Here is a 19,231-nt window from a genome sequence, read left to right as displayed (position 1 = left end):
ATGAACACTGCGGAAATAAAAGCTTTACCTGAAGCGGATATCAAACAACATCTGGACGATTTGATGGATGAACTTGCGAATCTCCGCATTCAGAAAGCGACGCATCAATTGACAAATCCAAGCCGGATCCGCGAAGTGAAACGTGAAATTGCGCGTGCCAAAACCATCATGCGCGAAATAGAATTAGGTATTGTCAAAACAAAAGAATCCTAACCGAAGTGAATGGTGTGAAATGGAAAGAGGTATTCGTAAAACCCGTGTGGGATTTGTAGTTAGCGACAAAATGGATAAAACCGTTGTCGTAGCTGTTGAGCGTTACGTTCGACACCCACTCTATAAAAAGTTCGTCAGGCAAACCAAGAAGTTCAAAGCGCACGACGATACCAATACCTGCGATATTGGTGATAAAGTAAAAATTATGGAAACTCGTCCTCTGAGCAAAACGAAACGCTGGCGGGTTGTAGAAATTGTTGAAAAAGTGAAATAACAGCTTAACCTTTGGAGTTGTCATCATGGTTCAGGAACAAACCCGTTTGAGTGTCGCGGACAACTCAGGCGCGAAAAAAGTGATGTGTATTCGCGTGTTGGGGGGCTCAGGCAAGAAAAGTGCTACGGTAGGCGATATCATCGTGGTGTCTGTAAAAAGCGCCATCCCGAATGCGCCGGTCAAAAAAGGACAAGTATCAAGAGCGGTAATCGTACGCACCAAAAAGGAAGTTCGCCGCGCCGACGGTTCCTATATTCGCTTCGATGAAAACGCAGCCGTGTTGCTTGATGCGCAGGGTGAACCGCGCGGAACCCGTATTTTTGGTCCCGTTGCGCGTGAACTGCGCGATAAAGCTTTTATGAAAATTGTGTCATTAGCGCCAGAAGTGATTTAATTAAAGGGTTGTAAACGATGAAAAAAATTAAGAAAAATGATTCTGTGATGATCATCGCCGGCAATGATCGCGGGAAAACCGGAAAAGTATTAAAGGTGTTTCCTGAAAACGAGCGCATTATTGTTGAAGGCGTGAATATGCATAAGCGTCACCGTAAACCGACGCAGCAAATGCCCCAGGGCGGTATATTGAGTATCGAAGCCCCCATCCATATTTCCAACGTGAAATTGGTTGCGCCAAAAAGTGCTGTAGCAACACGGGTTGGGTTTAAAATTTTAAAAGATGGCAGCAAAGTCCGGGTTTGCAAACACCCGGATGCAAATGGTGAAGAAGTAGCCTAAAACGATTAAAGCAGGTTTGTAGAAATGAGCTATACACCCCGTTTAAAAAAGAAGTATACGGAAGAAATTGTGCCCATGCTGTTCAAAAAGTTTGGGTATAAAAACATCATGCAGGTACCGAAGCTTCAAAAAATTACCATGAATATGGGCGTTGGCGAAGCCGTTCAGGATAGCAAAATTCTGGAACGTGCGGTAGAGGACCTTACCGTAATTGCCGGTCAAAAACCGGCTTTGACTACGGCGAAACATTCCATCTCGAACTTTAAACTTCGGGAAGGTATGAAAATAGGTTGCAAAGTGACCCTGCGTGGCGATCGGATGTACGAATTCCTCGATCGTTTTATCAATTTTGCAACACCGCGTATTCGAGATTTTCGCGGTTTGCCAGACAAACTCGACGGTCGCGGAAACTTCACAGTTGGTGTTCGTGAGCAGATTGTATTTCCTGAAGTTAACGTCGATAAAATTGATAAAATCCGTGGTTTGAACATCACTTTCGTATCAAACGTAGATTCAGATGAAGAAGCATACGAGCTTCTGAAAGCGTTTGGAATGCCGTTCAAGAAATAATGTTGAAGGAGAAGTAGGTTTGGCTAAGAAAGCGCTCATCGCAAAAGCGAAACGGAAACAAAAATTTAAAGTCCGAGAATACAACCGGTGCCAGCGTTGCGGACGTCCGCGTGCGTACTATCGCAAATTTGGTATTTGCCGCATTTGTCTTCGTGAATTGGCAAATAAAGGCGAAATTCCGGGTGTTACCAAAGCAAGCTGGTAAAACGTTAGGAGAGATTGTAATATGTCCATGACTGATCCGATTGCCGATTTTCTGACACGGATTCGCAATGCCATTCAGGCAAAGCATCGTACCGTTGATATTCCGGCGTCGAACATGAAAAAACGCATGGCGGAAATTCTGTTTGAGCACAAATTTATTCGTAATTTTATCATCATTGATGATGGCAAACAGGGTATCATCCGCGTCTTTTTGAAATACGTCGCCCCATCCGGTGAACCTGTTATACACGAATTAAAACGTGTGAGCAAGCCCGGACGCCGTTATTACGTTGGGGTAGAGCAATTGCCACGTGTTAAAAACAATGTTGGTATTGCAATATTGAGTACATCCAGGGGTGTTATTACAGAACGTCAGGCACGCCGTGAAGGTGTGGGTGGCGAAGTGCTTTGCACAGTCTGGTAGTTTGCGCATTTTGGTGTTGAATTATCGACGCAAATATCGGTTGTGTAAAATGCCCTTTTTGGTATGTTTGTAAGTAATATTAAAATTTGATAGTTATTTTATTTAGGAAGAGGTGAACCGGTGTCTCGTATAGGAAAATTACCGATCGAAATTCCCGGCGGTGTAGAGATCAAAGTTGATGGTGGTTTGGTAAGTGTAAAAGGACCCAAAGGCAAACTGTCCCGTCAGATTAATCCTGATATGATATTTGAACAGGAAGATAATACGCTTACTGTATCCCGCCCAACGAACGAACGAAAACATCGTGCACTGCATGGATTAACCCGCACATTAGTCAATAATATGGTTGTGGGTGTAACCCAAGGGTATACCCGTACGCTATTAATTGAAGGCGTGGGTTATCGTGCAGAGAAAAAAGGGAATGGCCTGGTTTTGAGCTTGGGATATTCACATCAGATTTACTTTTATTCGCCAGATGGCGTCGAAATCAATGTCCCTCAGCCGACCCGAATTGAGGTGAGTGGTATAGATAAAGAAACTGTCGGGCAAGTTGCTGCAAAAATCCGCTCTTTCCGCAAGCCGGAACCGTATAAAGGTAAGGGTATCCGTTACGACAACGAAACAGTCCGTCGTAAAGCTGGTAAAACTGGGAAATAATTGAGAAGGTAGTTGGTATCATGGCTAAAAAAGTACGTAAAAAGTCAAAAATGTTTGGCACCGCAGAGCGGCCGCGTCTGGTAATTTCCCGAAGCATTCGTCACATCTATGGACAAATTGTTGACGATACTGCCCAAAAAACAATCTTAGGCGCTTCGGAAATAAGCAAAGAGCTCAAGGATGAATTGAAAGATGTAAAAACAAGAATTGAAACCAGTAAACGTGTCGGCGCTTTTATCGCAAAAAAGGCCAAGGAAAATGGGATTGAAACAGTAATTTTTGATCGCAACGGTCTGAAATATCATGGTCGCGTAAAAGCATTGGCCGAGGGCGCGCGTGAAGGCGGCTTGAAGTTCTAAAACGAGTGAGGAAATCGTGAGAGACAGAATTAACGCACACGAATTGGATTTGAAAGAAAAGGTTGTTCACATCAACCGTGTTGCTAAAGTTGTAAAAGGTGGTCGTCGCTTTAGCTTTAGTGCAATTGTTGTCGTTGGCGATGGCAATGGCCATGTTGGTATTGGTTTGGGTAAAGCAGGCGAAGTTGTAAATGCAATTTCCAAAGCTACCGAACGGGCTAAAAAGGATGTCATGCGCGTTAACCTGATTAATGGCACACTTCCTTACGAAGTATATGGCAAGTATGGCGCAGGTAAAGTGTTGTTGAAGCCTGCATCTGCTGGTACTGGTGTTATTGCAGGCGGTCCGGTTCGGGCAATTTGCGAAATGGTTGGTATCCACAATATTTTAACCAAAATTATGGGATCTTCGAATCCGCATAGTGTGGTCAAAGCAACGATTGTTGCATTACAAAAATTACAAGATCCGGCGAATATTGCCCGCAAGCGCGGAATGTCGCTGAAAGAGTTGTACACCCTGTAAACGGTTGAGTAGAGATCATGGCTAAAAAAACTAAAGAAAAACAATTGAAAATCACACAGGTGCGCAGTATCATCGGGCAAAAAGGTACGCACAAAAAAACCATTGAAGCTTTGGGTTTGAAGCGTATTCGCCACGAGGTAATTCAAAAAGACACGCCACAAATTCGTGGAATGGTCTTCAAAGTAAAGCATCTGGTTTCCGTAGAAGAAATTTGATTAATAACGTTTGAGGAAGTGCAATGGATCTCGGTTCTTTAAAAAAAGCAGAAGGCGCAACCCATAGCAGAAAAAGAATTGGTCGCGGAGAAGGCTCGGGCCAAGGTGTTATGGCAGGACGTGGTCATAAAGGTCAAAAAGCTCGTTCTGGATCAAAAAGACGCGCCTGGTTCGAAGGTGGACAAATGCCGATTCAGCGGCGTCTGCCCAAATTCGGCTTTTACAATCATAACAAAAAAGTATATCAGGTTGTGAACCTGAGTGATTTGGAAAAAGTAAGTGAAACTGCCGAAATCACACCGGAAACGTTACAACAAAACGGTTTGGTCAAACGTTTGGATGTGCCGGTGAAGGTCCTGGGAAATGGGGAGGTCAGCAAAAAACTGAATATTCAAGCCCATGCGTTTAGTAAAACCGCCCGGGAAAAAATTGAAAAGGCAGGAGGCAGCGTTACAGAATTATGATCGAAACGTTCCGTAACATACTGAAAATTGATGACCTGCGTAAACGTATTTTCTTTACTTTTGCGATTTTGGGTCTGGCTAGAATTGGTACACACATTGTTACGCCCGGAATTGATACTGCAGCGTTGCAGGAAATTTGGCAAAGCGCCAAAGGTACCCTTTTCGGGCTATACGACTTGTTCGCCGGTGGTGCTTTCAGTAAAGCTGCAGTGTTTGGACTGGGTATCATGCCTTACATCAGTGCGTCGATCATTTTCCAATTATTAGGTGCTGTTTGGCCTACCATTCAGCGGTTGCAGCAATCTGGTGAAGATGGCAGAAAAAAAATAACCCAATACACGCGCTATGCAACCTTACTACTTTCTGGAATGCAGGCATTTGGTGTTGCCGTTTGGTTGGAAAGCCAAGGCGTTGTGTTGGATCCAGGGTTTGGTTTTAAACTGTTAACAATGATATCGATGGCTTCCGGAACAATGTTGTTGATGTGGATGGGTGAGCAAATTGACGAACGAGGTATTGGCAACGGTATTTCACTGCTGATTACTGTCGGCATTATTGCATCTTTACCAAGTGCAATCCGTCAGGAGTGGATCGAATTCATGAACGACAACCGGAACCTGTTGGTAGAAGTTTTGCTGCTGGGTATCGGATTTGGTATTATTGCCTTTGTCGTGCTCATCACTCAAGGGCAACGTAAAATTCCCGTTCAATATGCAAAACGTGTTGTCGGCAGAAAAGTTTATGGTGGTGTAAATACCCAGTTACCGTTGCGGATAAATACTGCAGGTGTTATGCCAATTATTTTTGCCCAGGCAATTATGTTTATTCCGCAAACGCTTTTTTCACTCTTTCCGGAAAGTGATGTAATGAACTCTATTTCCGGATTGTTTGCCTTCGATTCGGTGTTTTATTGGTTTATATATGCCGTACTGATCATCTTTTTCACCTATTTCTACACGGCTATTATTCTCAACCCGGTTGAAGTTGCAGACAACCTGAAAAAGCAAGGTGGCTTTGTTCCCGGTGTTCGCCCCGGTAAAAAGACTGCTGAGTATCTCGAAAATATTCTCACCCGTGTAACACTGCCAGGTGCGCTTGCCTTAGCTTTTGTGGCTATCATACCTTACATCTTGTATCGATTTATGGGTGTTTCTTTTGCCTATGCATCTTTCTTTGGTGGAACCGGGTTATTGATCATTGTTCAGGTAACGCTTGATTTTATCCAACAAGTTGAATCGCACCTTTATATGCGACATTATGAAGGATTCAGCCGCAGTGGGCGTATTCGCGGCAGAAAATAATATCTTGTGATTACGATTAAGAATGAAAAAGAAATCGAGCGTATGCGAGTCAGCGCAGGAATTGTTGCTGAAACGCTCGAAATGCTGGCAGATTTCATCTGCCCCGGAAAATCGACAAAAGATATTGACAACGCGGTAGAAAAATATATATTTTCGCGCGGTGCTTATCCGGCTTTTAAAGGATTGTATGGTTTTCCGGCAAGTGCATGTATCTCGATAGATGAAGAAGTTGTTCACGGAATCCCATCAACCAAACGGTTGTTGAAAGAAGGTATGACAGTAACCGTTGATGTTGGTGTGCGCTACAAAGGCTATTATGGGGATGCGGCTTTTACTTATCCCGTTGGGAGTATCACTGGTGATAAACAAAAGTTGATGCTCGTAACATGGGAAAGTTTGTTTAAGGGATTAGAAAAAGCGCATTCGGGAAACCGATTAGGTGATTTATCCGCCGCAATTCAACAGCATGCAGAAATGCATGGTTATGGTGTTGTTCGGGAGTTGGTTGGCCACGGGATCGGAAAAAAGATGCACGAAGATCCTCAGGTCCCAAACTACGGAACTGCAGGAAAAGGGATGTTGCTAAAACAAGGAATGACAATAGCCGTTGAGCCCATGATAAATATGGGTACAAAAAATGTGCGGATTTTAGATGACAAATGGACTTACGTAACTAATGATGGAAAACCCTCTGCGCATTATGAACATACAATTCTTATTCGTGATGGCGAGCCGGAAATATTGACAAATCATTCATTAAATCCGGAACAGTTTTTTTAAGCATTTTTAAACAAAAAGTAGTTTATGGCAAAAGAGCAACCGATTTCAGTAGATGGAATAATCAAAGAAACGTTGCCTAACGCCACTTTTAGAGTGGAATTAGAAAGCGGTTTGGAAGTATTAGCACATGTATCCGGTAAAATGCGTATGCACTTTATTCGTATATTGCCCGGAGATAAAGTAAAGTTAGAACTCTCGCCATACGATTTAACCCGTGGGCGAATAACCTATCGATACAAATAAGAATTTTTCGAGGTTTTCAAATGAAAGTTCAAGCTTCAGTAAAAAAACGTTGCGAAAATTGCAAAATTATCCGACGAAAAGGTGTTGTTCGTGTAATCTGCAAGAAAAATCCGCGGCACAAACAACGTCAAGGTTAATTTTTTAGATAGGGATTAGACTTAATTGTTGATAATTAAGCATCCCTGTAAATTCGCCAATAATAACACGTTCCGAAAAAAACGTATATTACCGCATTATTCAGGAGGCTATTTTGGCACGTATTTCAGGTGTTGATTTACCGAAAAGCAAACCCTTAAACATTGGGCTTACCTATATTTTCGGTATTGGTCGCACGACAGCTCAGAAAATATGTGATGAGACAGGTATCGACCCTTCGACTCGCGTCAACGATCTGACAGATGACCATGTGAGAAAGATTCGCGAATACATTCTGCAATATATTAAAGTAGAAGGTACGCTTAAATCCGAAATTAACATGAACATCAAACGATTGATTGATATTGGTTGTTATCGTGGTTCCCGCCATAAAATGGGCTTGCCTGCCCGTGGACAGCGGACCTCAACCAATGCGCGAACCCGAAAAGGTCGCCGTCGTGCTGTGATGAAGAAAAAGAAATAATATCAGATAGACTCTATTTTCAGGAGGTTATACCTTGGCTAGAAGAGGCCGTACAGTACGTAAAAAGAAAGATCAGGTTGATCCGCTAGGTGTTGCACACATCAAAGCAAGTTTCAACAACACCAATATTACATTGACCGATCAAACTGGTAATGTGATTTCGTGGGCAACTGCCGGAAGAATGGGCTTTAAAGGATCGCGTAAAAATACGCCATATGCATCCCAGATGGCCGCAGAAAATGCTGCAAAAGAAGCTATGGATTTGGGATTGCGTAAAGTTGATGTGGAAGTAAAAGGACCGGGTGGTGGTCGTGAAGCTGCAATTCGTTCGCTGCAGGCTGCCGGTTTGGAAATTCTTTCCATTAAGGATATTACGCCGATTCCGCACAACGGTTGTCGTCCGCCCAAAAAACGCCGCGTATAAGGCGATTGTGTTCGCGCACGTTAAGCTGTTGTTTTAAATCGAATTAAATATTCTTGAAAAGCCATAAACCTGGTTGGGAGTATGTATGAACTGGATGAATTTATTGATGCCGGAAAAGGTCGAATTAGATGAAACAAACTATTCTACCAATTACGGCAGATTTGTTGTACAGCCATTAGAACGTGGATTTGGTGTCACGCTTGGCAATTTGTTTCGCCGTGTGCTGTTGTCATCTATTCAGGGTGCGGCAATCACTGCTATCCGTATTGATGGTGTTCAGCATGAGTTTGCAACCATTCCGGGCGTTAAGGAAGATTTAACCCACATTATTCTGAACCTTAAAGAAGTCCGTATTAAGTTGTTGAATAAACGCCCTGATAAAGTTACGTTAAACTTGAGCGGACCCTGTGATCTGAAAGCCGGTGATCTGGAAAAATACACAACAGATTTTGAAGTGTTAAATCCTGACCTGCACATTGCGACTTTGAACGAAGAAGCAAACCTTGATATCGAAATCCGAGTGGGCAAAGGTAGAGGATATGTACCGGCTGAAGAAAATAAGCCACTGGAAGCGTCGATTGGTTTGATTCCGATTGATTCGATTTTTTCACCGATCAGCAAAGTTCGTTTTGATGTTGAAAACGTACGCGTTGGTCAGCGGACAGATTATGAAAAATTGGTTTTGGAAATCGAAACGGATGGCAGTATCACTCCGGATGATGCTTTAACGTTTGCCGGTAAAATTGTAAAAGATCACGTTCAGTTGTTTATCAATTTCGATTTTGAGCCTGAAGAAGAAGAAACTCAGGAAATCGACGAAGAAGTTCTGCGCATCAAAAAGCTGTTGAAAATGAATGTGGATGAACTGGAATTGTCTGTTCGTTCGCACAACTGCCTGAAGAATGCGAACATCAAAACTATTGGCGATCTGGTTCGTTTGGATGAATCAGAACTGCTGAAATTCCGGAATTTCGGACGCAAGTCGCTCCAGGAAATCCAGGAAATTCTGGATAAAAAGAGCCTCTACTTTGGAATGGATGTAGATAAATATCTCAAGGGCGACGACTAATTCTTTTAATGATAGTGGAGTATTGAAATGCGACATCGTAATACTGTAAAAAAGATGGGCAGAACGCCAAGCCACCGCGCTGCGACATTACGTAACCTGGCATCTGCACTTATCGAACATAAGCAAATTCGCACAACGCTTTCCAAAGCCAAAGCTGCCCAGGGATATATCGATCGTTTGATTGGTTATGGAAAAGGCAATTCGGTTCATGACCGTCGCCTTGCTTTTAAATTGTTGCAAAGCCGTGATTTGGTAAAAACGTTGTTTGATGATATCGCGCCGACATTTACGACACGTAACGGTGGTTACACCCGTATCGTTAAGTTGGGAATGCGTCGCGGTGATGGTGCGCCTTTGGCTGTATTGCAACTGGTTGGTTTTGAGCCGTTCAAATTTGGCGAAGAAACTGAAGCTGCAAAACCGGCGGCGAAAAAGAGCAAGCCTAAAGCCGCTAAAGCAGCCGCAGCAACAGCTGCTGTGGAATCAGCGACTGAAACAGAAAAGCCGAAAGCAACAAAATCCAAAGCCAAAAAAGCTGAAAAGAAAGAAGTTGAAGTCGAGGAACCCGTTGAAGAGGCAGTCGAAGCAGCAGAAGAAGTTGCCGCAGACGTTGCTGAAGCCGCACCGGAAGCGGAAAAAACCGATGAGCCGGCAGCTGATGAAGCTGAAAAGAAAGATGATGATAGTGAAAAAAAATAGCTTGATCTTTGATTGATCAAGCCTGATTTTCTGGATTTTTTAGCGGAACCGATGTTTTGGTTCCGCTTTTTTTTTGGTAAAATTGTTGTGGTTTCTCCAATCGTAAATCATTAAAATTTATGAATCTGTGCAATTGTTTGTTAATAATGGGGTTTTAAAAAGTGTTAAAAGCGCTCTGGCAAATGATAAATAGTGTGAAATTTTGGCTGGTAATATCGGGCATCATCCATTTTTCTGTATTTGCTAATGCAGATGTCGAAGTCCGTGCGCTGTGGGTTATCCGGCATCAAATGAAAACCCCCCAAAGTATCGATAGCGTGCTTAAATTTGCAGCTGCGAACCAAATCACAGATCTGTTTGTGCAGGTTCGTGGTCGGGGTGATGCATATTATCACAGCCGTTTTGAACCGAAAGCCGAAGAAATCCCCGAAAATTTTGATCCGCTCGGATATTTGTTGATCAAAGCCAATCGAAAAAAAATCCGGATTCATGCATGGGTGAACATGTTTTACATATGGAGCAGCGAAAAAAAACCGGTTTCACCTGAACATTTAATAAACCGGAAACCGGAATGGCTGATTTATCCATCAAAATACGACCCTGCCTTGCCCGACAGCAACTGGAACGGTCGCAGGAATGAGGAAGGGCTTTATCTTGCGCCGTTGATTGAAGATGTGCAAATTCATTTGCTAAATGTTGTCGATGACATTTTATCGCAGTATGAACTGGATGGTTTACATCTGGATTATATTCGGTTTCCGGGATACGGATTTGATTTTGATCCGTATGTTCGCGATAAATTTAAGGAAAGGTATGTGATCGACCCTGCAGAGTTTCGCAATACGCCGGAATCATTTTCGGCGAATTATGGAGCCGTTGGCTATGACATTTTTTTTAGCCGTTGGGGAAAGTTTTTGCGAGACGGTCTTTCAGAATTTATCGAAAAACTGGCAAAACAAACGCGTGAGCGTCATCCGGAAGTGATTATTTCTGCAGCAGTTAAGCCGGATTTGCGGCGGGCACATTGGTATTATTATCAGGATTGGGATCGCTGGTTAAATGAGGGGTGGCTGGATTGGGCTGTGCCAATGAATTACGCAAAATCTCAATCCGATTTTGAAACGCGAATGGACCAGATGCTCGAAAAAGTGCCGGCAGAAAAAGTTGTGATGGGCACAGCGTTGTATAACCAACCGTGGTCATCCGTCAAACAAAAGTGGCAAACGATACAAAACAAACGCGACAAAAATGAAGCTTTAAAAGGCGTTGCCCTGTTTTCTTACGACCAAATTTCGGAGAGTGGCGCGCTGCAAAAAGCGTATACAGAGGTGTTTATCCACAGGAGGACCCGATAATGAAACGCGAAATTCATGCGCCGCATGGCAGCAAATTGAGTTGCAAAGGCTGGCATCAGGAAGCCGCTTTGCGAATGTTGATGAACAATCTTGATCCCGATGTGGCGGAAGAACCGGACAAGCTGATCGTTTACGGCGGTTCCGGTCGCGCAGCCAGAAACTGGGAAGCATTCGATGCGATTGTTAAATCGCTTCGCGAACTGGAAAATGACGAAACGCTGCTGGTGCAAAGCGGCAAACCGGTGGGCATTTTCCGGACCCACCCGTATTCGCCGCGCGTGCTCATTGCCAATTCCAATCTGGTTGCGAATTGGGCAACCTGGGAGCACTTCCGCGAATTGGAAAAAAAAGGGTTGATGATGTATGGGCAAATGACTGCCGGAAGCTGGATTTACATCGGCACGCAGGGCATTTTGCAGGGCACATACGAAACTTTTGCGGAAATCGCCCGGAAGCGTCACAACGGCAGCCTCGCCGGAACGCTGACACTCACCGCCGGACTCGGCGGAATGGGCGGCGCCCAACCGTTGGCGGTAACGATGAACAACGGTGTGGTGATTGTGGTCGAAGTGGATGATCACCGCATTCAGCGACGGCTGGAAACGCGCTATCTGGACGAAATGGCAACCGATTTTGACACTGCGATGCAAATGGCGCAATCGGCGATGGCAGCCAAAAAACCGCTGTCGATCGGTTTGCACGGGAATGCGGCGGATGTGTTTGCTGAGTTCGTAAAGCGTGGAATAGTGCCGGATATCGTTACTGATCAAACATCCGCACACGATGAATTAAACGGATATGTGCCAAACGGAATCCGTTACGCAGAAGCGTTGGAATTGCGGAACAGCAATCCCAAACAATACATCGACCTGTCGATGAAAGCGATGGCAGCACACTGCCAGGCAATGCTCGATCTGCAAAAAATGGGCGCAGAAACCTTCGATTACGGCAACAACTTGCGCGGACAAGCCATCAAAGCCGGCGTGAAAAACGCGTTCGACTATCCGGGTTTTGTGCCGGCATACATCCGAAATTTGTTTTGTGTGGGGAAAGGTCCGTTCCGGTGGGCGGCACTTTCGGGCGATCCCGAAGATATTTATCGCACCGACGCGTTGGTGAAAGAATTATTTCCCGAAGATAAAGCGTTGCTGCGCTGGATTGATATGGCGCAGAAAAAAGTGAAATTCCAGGGGTTGCCATCGCGGATTTGCTGGCTCGGCTACGGTGAGCGCGCCAAATTGGGTCTGGCAATGAACGAGTTGGTGCGCACCGGTGAAGTGAAAGCGCCGATCGTGATTGGTCGGGATCACCTTGATTGCGGTTCGGTGGCATCGCCCAACCGCGAAACCGAAGCGATGAAAGACGGCAGCGACGCAGTTGCCGATTGGGCGTTGTTGAACGGAATGCTCAATGTCGCATCCGGCGCATCGTGGGTGTCCATGCATCATGGTGGCGGTGTGGGCATCGGTTATTCGCAACATTCCGGCGTGGTGATGGTTGCAGATGGCACGGAAGACACCGCAAAACGCATCGACCGGGTGCTCACCAACGATCCCGGCACCGGCGTTATGCGACATGCGGACGCAGGTTACGACGAAGCAATCGCCTGTGCTAACGAAAAAGGCGTCAACATTCCCATGCTTTCTGCAAATTCATCAACACCTCAAAAGGTCAGTTGACGATTGTTTTAAAGCAGCCGGAATGATATATTATTTTGGCTGCTATCGCCGAAATAAACGCGACAAAGGTGTAAAATGAAGAATCTTGAACAGCATTTCGATAAATTCCGCAACAATATTATTGGAAATAATTTTGTGCACGATTTCCCCGGTGGGAAAATGCCCATCATTTATGCGGATTGGGCAGCCAGCGGGCGGCTCTACGCACCCATCGAAAATTATATTTCCAATAAATTGGGTCCGTATGTGGCAAATACGCACACAGAAACCACGCTCACCGGAACGGTGATGACCGATGCCTATCATCAGGCACAGAAAATTTTCAAAAAACATGTGAACGCATCGCCGGATGATCTGCTGTTATTTGTCGGTTCCGGTATGACGGCGGCAATCAATAAGTTCCAGCGGATATTGGGTTTACGCGTTCCCGAGCGATACAAAAATCAGGTGAAACTGAGTGGCAACGAACGTCCGCTGGTGATTATCACCCACATGGAGCATCACTCGAACCAGACAACCTGGGTTGAGTGCATGATGGATGTTAAAATTTTGCAGCGCTGCAGCAACGGACTGCCCGATCTCGATCATCTGCGGGATATTTTGAAAGCGGAAAAAGATCGCCAGTTGATCATCGGATCGTTCACTGCCTGCTCGAACGTTACCGGCATCGTGACGCCATATCACGAAATGGCGGAGATTATGCACGAGTTCGGCGGCTACTGTTTTGTCGATTTTTCCGCATCTGCGCCGTATGTGCCCATCAACATGCACCCGGAAAAAGAAACGCAAACGCTGGATGCCATTTTCTTTTCACCGCACAAATTTTTGGGCGGACCCGGCTCCTCCGGCGTGATTATTTTCCACAAATCGCTGTATAAAAACACGGTGCCGGATCATCCCGGTGGCGGCACTGTGCTGTGGACAAATCCGTGGGGTGAACATCATTTTTTTGAAGATATCGAAGTGCGGGAAGATGGCGGCACGCCCGGATTTTTGCAGGGCATCAAAGGCGCGCTTTCTATTCGCTTGAAAGATGAAATGGGCGTTGCGAATATTTTGGAACGCGAACACGAACTGACCAACCGGCTGATGGATCACCTCGAACGGATTCCCGGTATTGCCATTTTGGAGCGCGAACAGCGCAATCGGGTGGGATTTGTATCGATGTATGTGCCGGGATTGCATCACAATTTGATGGTGCGACTGCTCAACGACCGATTTGGTATCCAGACACGCGGCGGTTGCTCCTGTGCCGGAACCTACGGCCATGTGCTGCTGAACATCGATTATCACGAATCACAACGCATTACCCAAAAAATCGATCTCGGCGATTTGAGCGAAAAACCCGGCTGGGTGCGCATTTCGCTGCACCCGACGATGACGGAATCTGAGGTCGATACTATTGCAGATGCCGTTTCAGAAGTTGTCAAAAATTATAAAAATTGGGATTACGATTACAAATTCAACTGCAAAACCGGGGATTTTGAGCCGGGAAACCGTAAACCGTTTATCATTAATCTGTCAGAAACTATTATGGCGTAAATAAAAAGGGCGGATTCTACATCCGCCCAAATAAAAAATTAATCATTTATTTTCACAATATTTTACCGCAATTCCCGCATATTTTCTTCCACCAGCGAAAGTTGCTGCTCCAACTCTGCAAGCTGTTCGCGGCTTTGCTGCACCACGTTTGCCGGCGCTTTGCTGACAAAGCTATCGTTGGATAACTTGCCTTTTAACCCGCCGATGCGTTTAACCAGATTTTCTTTTTGCTTTTCGAGTCGCTCCAATTCCTTTTCAGGATCGAGCACACCGTCCACATAAATTTCCATTTCACCCAAAACAGCGACAGCTGCAAGTTTCGGCTTTTCTGCGTTTGCATCGATTGCGAGCGAGGCCAACCCGGACATTTCCCGAATGTGGTAGGTCATATGCTGGAGTGCAACAGCATCTTCGCCCGTGGCTTTGATGGCAGCATCCAGCCGGTTTTGGTGGGGAACGGTGTATTTATTGCGCAAATCGCGGATGCGCCGAACTGCTTCCTGCATCAGCGAAAACTCATTTTCCAACGCAGCGTTTTGGCGCTCGGGGCGAACCGCCGGCCATTCGGCAACTTGCAACACATCCACAACCGGCAATGCCGCATCGATGCCGCGTTGCGGGGCGCGTTCGTTGAGATTCTCCCAAATTGCTTCGGTGATAAACGGCATGAACGGGTGATACAATCGCAACACCTGATCGAGCACCGTTGCCAGCACCTGCCGCGCCACGAATCCGCTCTGCTCATCTTTCATGCGCGGTTTGATGAGTTCCAGATACCAATCGCAAAATTCGCCCCAAAAAAAGTCGCGCGCCGTGTTGATTGCCGCCGAGGGATTGTATTTTTCCAGATGCGATTGCACTTCCGCAACGGTTTTGGAGAGCCGCGAGAGCAGCCAGCGATCTTCCAACGCCAAATCGTTTTCGGTCAGCGGGCGGAATTCCTGCCGGTTGAGGTTCATCATCGCGAAGCGGGCGGCGTTCCACAATTTGTTGCAGAAATTTTTGCCGATTTCGAACCGGTCGCTGATAATTTTTGCGGAAGGAATATCCGGCATCGTGCCCAGCACGTCGAATTCTTTCCCGGTTTCCGGGTCGATGTAGGTGAAAATGCTGCGCCCGTGTTTCGCTTCCGCAAGTTCTACTTTGTTGCCGGTAAACGGCGAAATCGCCTGCACGGGCAAACGGATATCCTGCGTGCCGGTTTGCATATCGGACAGCACGTAGCGCATCGCATCCGTGCCATACATATCGATAATGTCCACCGGATCGATGCCGTTGCCTTTGGATTTGCTCATGCGTTCGCCTTTGCCATCCATAATATTGGCGTGCAAAAAGCAATCGGTGAACGGCACATCGCCGAGGTTGTAGAGTCCGGCAATTACCATCCGCGCCACCCACAATGTGATAATATCGCGCCCGGTAACGAGGCATGATCCGGGATAATAATAATCCAGCGAATTCGGGTTGCTGTTGAGATCGGTCTGTCCGGTTTCTGTTTTTGCATCTTCCGGGTTCGGCCAGCCGAGGGTGCTGTGCGGCCACAACGCGCTGGAAAACCAGGTGTCCAGCACATCCGGGTCTTCTGCTAACCCCAATGTTTCCAGTGATTTGGCAAATGTGCTTTCGTTGCTCAAATAGCGCGGGCACGCCTGCACTTCCAGCGGTGTTTCTGCCGGGAAAGCAGCCAATTTTGCCCGGGCTTCTGCCAGCGAAAAGGTGTGATCGTGCTCATCCGCAATCCAGACGTGTAGCTCCTCGCCGGAAAGTTTGTCCAGTTCATCGAGCACCGGCGCCAGATTTTCCGGCAAAAATTGCCCGTGCCAAATGGGAATGCGATGCCCCCACCACAACTGGCGGCTGATGCACCAATCGCGTTTTTCCGCCAGCCAGTTGTAAAAGGTGTTGCGATAACGCACCGGGTCCGGGTGAAAAGTGAGGTTGCGTCCGCTTGGCGATTGGTAGTTGGGATCGACAACATCCATCGCAGCCTGCGCGAGCCCGGGTGCGGAAAATTCCTTTTCCGTGCCGCGACCGAGCACCACGCCGCCAGCCACATCGCCCATGCGGATAAACCACTGTTTGGACAAATACGGCTCGATGGGCGTTTTGGAGCGATCGGAATGCCCGACCTCAATTTCGCGATCTTCCACTTTGGCGAGCAATCCCTGCGCATCGAGATCGGCGACTACCTTTTTGCGGGCGTCGAACCGGTCGATGCCTTTGTAACTTCCGGCATTATGATTCAGCGTGCCGTCGGGATTCAAAATATTGATGATATCAATTTCATTTTGGTGACGTTGCCAAACGGCGTAATCGTTCGGGTCGTGTCCTGGTGTGATTTTCACACAGCCGGAGCCGAGTTCGGGCTTCGCCCATTCATCAACGATGAGCGGGATTTCCCGGTTTTGCAACGGCAGCAGCACTTTTCTGCCATTCTGCGCCATATTTTTTAACGCTTCCAACTGCGCCAGATGTGTTGATTTACGATTTTCCAGTCGCTCTATTTCCGCTTCGATTTGCGGTTTGTCTTTTGCAGATGCGCCTTCCAGCCGCTCTTTGGCTTTGGCGATGAGCGAATTGAGTTGTCCGGCGGGATCGGGATGCACGGCAACGGCGGTATCACCCAGCATGGTTTCCGGTCGCGTGGTTGCGACAATCACATGATCCGGTTCGCCCGGCTGCGGATCGACAATCGGATAGCGCAAATGCCAGAAATGCCCGTCCACGGTTTTGTGCTCAATTTCGTCATCGGCAACGGAAGTTTGCAGGGCGCAATCCCAGTTTACCAATCGGTAGCCGCGAAAAATCAGTCCGTCTTTGAACAGCCGGAAAAACCATTCGCGAACCGCAGCGGCACACACCGGGTCCATTGTAAATCGCTGGCGATCCCAATCGCAACTGCAGCCCATTGCCTGCTGCTGCCGGATGATGCGCGCCTGATATTGGTCTTTCCATTCGAAAATGCGCTGCACCAGCGCATCGCGCCCGATATCGTGACGGGTTTTTCCCTCGAGTTCGAACAAGCGTTTTTCCACAACCGCCTGTGTGGCAATTCCGGCGTGATCGGTTCCCGGCTGCCAAAGGGTGTTGTCGCCCATCATCCGGTGCCAGCGAACGAGCAAATCCTGCATCACGTTGTCCATCGCGTGACCCATGTGCAACGCGCCGGTAACGTTTGGCAGGGGCATCATTACCACATAGCGATTTTCGCGCTCGTCCGGCTGCGCCGCCCAGGCTTTGGTGCGGTTCCATTTATCGGTAATTCGCTGTTCAAAATCTTTCGGATCGTAAACGGAGGGAATTTCTTTCATCGACATAAAACGCCTCAACAGGTTGTTTTGCAATGCTTTAGCGCATCGCTATTTATCAGTTTTGCTATCGTTTTTAATTTGATACTAAAGTCGGTAAATTTAAACGCTTAAGGGTGATAAATAAACTGTTTTTTGAATCTGGTGAACAGGTTCTACGAAAACGTAAATGAGGAGGAAATCAATATGAGTAAAACATTTGTTATCACCGGTGCATCCGCCGGATTGGGAAAAGCGATGGCGCTGCAAGCCGCAACATACGGCGCAAAAGTAGCGCTGTTGGCACGCCGTGCGGAAAAACTGGCAGCCGTTGCCGATGAAATTCGCGAAGCCGGCGGAGAGGCGTTGGCGGTTCCCACAGATATCAGCGATGCGAATCAGGTTGTGCAAGCTTTTCGGACGGTGCACCAAAAATGGCATAAAATAGATGTGCTGGTCAACAATGCCGGTGTTATCAATCCGATTGCACCGATACACGATTTTGATGAAAACGAATTGGATAAGTTGCTGAAAATTAACGTTTTCGGAAGCTTTTTAGCAATGCGCGAAGCGTTGATAATTATGCGACATCAGCAGGATGGAACGATTGTGAATATCACCAGCGGTGCGGCGTACAAGCCGTACGAAGGGTGGGGCGCATACGGCAGCAGCAAAGCCGCAATGGACATGATGACTCGCATCGCCGCAGCGGAAAATGCTGAAAAGAACATCTGTATTTTTGCCATCGCTCCGGGTGTTTTTGCCAGCAACATGCAGGATACCATCCGGCAAACGCCGGCGGAGAAATTTCCGCCATTGCAAAAATTTATCGAGTTGCATGAAAAAGGGTATTTATCCGATCCCGCGGATGTGGGCAGCCTGATCGCACAGGTTGGGCTGAACGCCTGGCCGGAGCTCAACGGAAAAGTGCTGGATATCCGCGATGTGGATTTTCAAAATGAGATCAAATTGAACGGATTAATTATCCCGGGTGCACTTGCGGTATAATTTAGCCTGGAACTATCATGTAAAAAAAGCTGCCAATATAGGCAGCTTTTTTAATTGCTGGTTAATGACAAATTTTAATGAATTGTCAAAGAAGCAAATTGCATTAATATGCAAAGTGTCTAATCGTCTAATAAGTAATCTTTATCTCCCGGTTTCTTGCCATCGATGGTTAGCACTTTTACCGATTCGTCCACATCCTTTAAATCCATAAAACCAATGGCGCCAACATTACTTGCAATTGCGGATTTAATTTCCGCACCGCTCGAATAATCCTCCGGAGGTTTTACTTCTGTTGCGCCGGTAATTTTTTTACTGATCCATAATTTTGCAATTTTTTTGGATGATTTTCCGGTTACTTTGTGATAAAAATCCTCTTTCAGGCTGTCCAGCGCCATCAAATGAAGCTCAATGTGTTCTTCTAATTTTGACAAGTTTCCCAGAAACAAATGCTTTAGATCTTTCTGACTGATATCTGTTATTGCACTCTTCGGATTTACAACCACAACGGTTTGGGCAAATAACGATGAAACACAGCAACCAGTTAGTAAAAGTATGTAGAATACAAATTTATAATTTTTCATTTCTTA

26 protein-coding genes are annotated in these 19,231 nt (G+C 46.3%); 24 read left to right on the top strand and 2 right to left on the bottom strand.

Annotation, left to right across the window (positions count from 1 at the left end; genetic code table 11):
• The 23 genes from rpmC (at position 1) to H6629_04280 (ending at position 14,349) form a co-directional block, all read left to right on the top strand.
• Complete coding sequence (gene rpmC / locus H6629_04390) at positions 1–213, top strand: 50S ribosomal protein L29 (GenBank protein MCB9067033.1); 213 nt, start codon at positions 1–3, stop codon at positions 211–213.
• 19 nt (positions 214–232) lie between these two features.
• Complete coding sequence (gene rpsQ / locus H6629_04385) at positions 233–487, top strand: 30S ribosomal protein S17 (GenBank protein MCB9067032.1); 255 nt, start codon at positions 233–235, stop codon at positions 485–487.
• Positions 488–512: 25 nt separating this feature from the next.
• Positions 513–881, top strand: a complete 369-nt coding sequence (gene rplN, locus H6629_04380) for a 50S ribosomal protein L14 (protein MCB9067031.1) — start codon at positions 513–515, stop codon at positions 879–881.
• Between the two features lie 17 nt (positions 882–898).
• Positions 899–1,222 (top strand): 50S ribosomal protein L24, encoded by a 324-nt coding sequence (gene rplX, locus H6629_04375; GenBank protein MCB9067030.1) that lies wholly within the window; start codon positions 899–901, stop codon positions 1,220–1,222.
• A 24-nt stretch (positions 1,223–1,246) separates the two neighbouring features.
• Positions 1,247–1,792: a 50S ribosomal protein L5 gene (gene rplE / locus H6629_04370; protein ID MCB9067029.1), complete on the top strand. Its 546-nt coding sequence runs from the start codon at positions 1,247–1,249 to the stop codon at positions 1,790–1,792.
• 19 nt (positions 1,793–1,811) lie between these two features.
• The gene (locus tag H6629_04365; GenBank protein ID MCB9067028.1) at positions 1,812–1,997 is read left to right on the top strand and encodes a type Z 30S ribosomal protein S14; all 186 of its coding nucleotides are present in this window, start codon (positions 1,812–1,814) and stop codon (positions 1,995–1,997) included.
• A 21-nt stretch (positions 1,998–2,018) separates the two neighbouring features.
• The gene (rpsH, locus tag H6629_04360) at positions 2,019–2,420 is read left to right on the top strand and encodes a 30S ribosomal protein S8 (GenBank protein ID MCB9067027.1); all 402 of its coding nucleotides are present in this window, start codon (positions 2,019–2,021) and stop codon (positions 2,418–2,420) included.
• A 120-nt stretch (positions 2,421–2,540) separates the two neighbouring features.
• Complete coding sequence (gene rplF, locus H6629_04355; GenBank protein MCB9067026.1) at positions 2,541–3,077, top strand: 50S ribosomal protein L6; 537 nt, start codon at positions 2,541–2,543, stop codon at positions 3,075–3,077.
• Between the two features lie 20 nt (positions 3,078–3,097).
• On the top strand, positions 3,098–3,436 hold the full coding sequence (locus H6629_04350) for a 50S ribosomal protein L18 (protein ID MCB9067025.1): 339 nt from the start codon (positions 3,098–3,100) through the stop codon (positions 3,434–3,436).
• A gap of 16 nt (positions 3,437–3,452) precedes the next feature.
• Entirely contained in the window at positions 3,453–3,959 is a 507-nt protein-coding gene (gene rpsE / locus H6629_04345; protein ID MCB9067024.1) for a 30S ribosomal protein S5, read from the top strand.
• 17 nt (positions 3,960–3,976) lie between these two features.
• Positions 3,977–4,174, top strand: coding sequence for a 50S ribosomal protein L30 (rpmD, locus tag H6629_04340; GenBank protein MCB9067023.1), 198 nt, complete (start codon positions 3,977–3,979; stop codon positions 4,172–4,174).
• Positions 4,175–4,197: 23 nt separating this feature from the next.
• Positions 4,198–4,638 carry a 50S ribosomal protein L15 gene (rplO, locus tag H6629_04335; GenBank protein MCB9067022.1) on the top strand — a complete coding sequence of 147 codons (441 nt, stop codon included), beginning with the start codon at positions 4,198–4,200 and terminating at the stop codon, positions 4,636–4,638.
• A complete protein-coding gene (secY, locus tag H6629_04330) occupies positions 4,635–5,939 on the top strand; it encodes a preprotein translocase subunit SecY (protein MCB9067021.1) in 1,305 nt (434 codons plus the stop codon). Before rplO ends, secY begins: the two co-directional genes overlap by 4 nt.
• Positions 5,940–5,945: 6 nt before the next feature.
• A complete protein-coding gene (gene map / locus H6629_04325) occupies positions 5,946–6,719 on the top strand; it encodes a type I methionyl aminopeptidase (protein ID MCB9067020.1) in 774 nt (257 codons plus the stop codon).
• A gap of 24 nt (positions 6,720–6,743) precedes the next feature.
• Entirely contained in the window at positions 6,744–6,962 is a 219-nt protein-coding gene (infA, locus tag H6629_04320) for a translation initiation factor IF-1 (GenBank protein MCB9067019.1), read from the top strand.
• Between the two features lie 20 nt (positions 6,963–6,982).
• Positions 6,983–7,099, top strand: coding sequence for a 50S ribosomal protein L36 (gene rpmJ / locus H6629_04315; protein ID MCB9067018.1), 117 nt, complete (start codon positions 6,983–6,985; stop codon positions 7,097–7,099).
• A 113-nt stretch (positions 7,100–7,212) separates the two neighbouring features.
• A complete protein-coding gene (rpsM, locus tag H6629_04310) occupies positions 7,213–7,581 on the top strand; it encodes a 30S ribosomal protein S13 (protein ID MCB9067017.1) in 369 nt (122 codons plus the stop codon).
• A gap of 34 nt (positions 7,582–7,615) precedes the next feature.
• Positions 7,616–8,005 carry a 30S ribosomal protein S11 gene (rpsK, locus tag H6629_04305; protein MCB9067016.1) on the top strand — a complete coding sequence of 130 codons (390 nt, stop codon included), beginning with the start codon at positions 7,616–7,618 and terminating at the stop codon, positions 8,003–8,005.
• Between the two features lie 85 nt (positions 8,006–8,090).
• Complete coding sequence (locus H6629_04300) at positions 8,091–9,074, top strand: DNA-directed RNA polymerase subunit alpha (protein MCB9067015.1); 984 nt, start codon at positions 8,091–8,093, stop codon at positions 9,072–9,074.
• A 27-nt stretch (positions 9,075–9,101) separates the two neighbouring features.
• A complete protein-coding gene (gene rplQ / locus H6629_04295) occupies positions 9,102–9,773 on the top strand; it encodes a 50S ribosomal protein L17 (GenBank protein MCB9067014.1) in 672 nt (223 codons plus the stop codon).
• A gap of 161 nt (positions 9,774–9,934) precedes the next feature.
• Entirely contained in the window at positions 9,935–11,128 is a 1,194-nt protein-coding gene (locus tag H6629_04290; GenBank protein ID MCB9067013.1) for a family 10 glycosylhydrolase, read from the top strand.
• Positions 11,128–12,807 (top strand): urocanate hydratase, encoded by a 1,680-nt coding sequence (gene hutU, locus H6629_04285; protein MCB9067012.1) that lies wholly within the window; start codon positions 11,128–11,130, stop codon positions 12,805–12,807. Before H6629_04290 ends, hutU begins: the two co-directional genes overlap by 1 nt.
• Before the next feature lie 75 nt (positions 12,808–12,882).
• Positions 12,883–14,349, top strand: coding sequence for an aminotransferase class V-fold PLP-dependent enzyme (locus tag H6629_04280; GenBank protein ID MCB9067011.1), 1,467 nt, complete (start codon positions 12,883–12,885; stop codon positions 14,347–14,349).
• A gap of 62 nt (positions 14,350–14,411) precedes the next feature.
• On the opposite strand, the gene H6629_04275 is transcribed toward H6629_04280, so the two are convergent.
• Positions 14,412–17,666 carry a valine--tRNA ligase gene (locus tag H6629_04275; GenBank protein ID MCB9067010.1) on the bottom strand — a complete coding sequence of 1,085 codons (3,255 nt, stop codon included), beginning with the start codon at positions 17,664–17,666 and terminating at the stop codon, positions 14,412–14,414.
• Positions 17,667–17,843: 177 nt separating this feature from the next.
• Here H6629_04275 and H6629_04270 point away from each other — a divergent pair, with 177 nt between their 5' ends.
• Positions 17,844–18,644, top strand: coding sequence for an SDR family oxidoreductase (locus H6629_04270; protein ID MCB9067009.1), 801 nt, complete (start codon positions 17,844–17,846; stop codon positions 18,642–18,644).
• Positions 18,645–18,763: 119 nt separating this feature from the next.
• Here the strand turns inward: H6629_04270 and H6629_04265 are convergent, their stop codons facing one another.
• Entirely contained in the window at positions 18,764–19,225 is a 462-nt protein-coding gene (locus tag H6629_04265) for a hypothetical protein (GenBank protein MCB9067008.1), read from the bottom strand.
• Positions 19,226–19,231 lie beyond the last annotated feature (6 nt).

It is taken from the genome of Calditrichia bacterium (assembly GCA_020634975.1).
Classification (GTDB): Bacteria; Calditrichota; Calditrichia; order RBG-13-44-9; family J075; genus JACKAQ01.
This window is presented reverse-complemented; position numbering and strand designations above follow the sequence as displayed.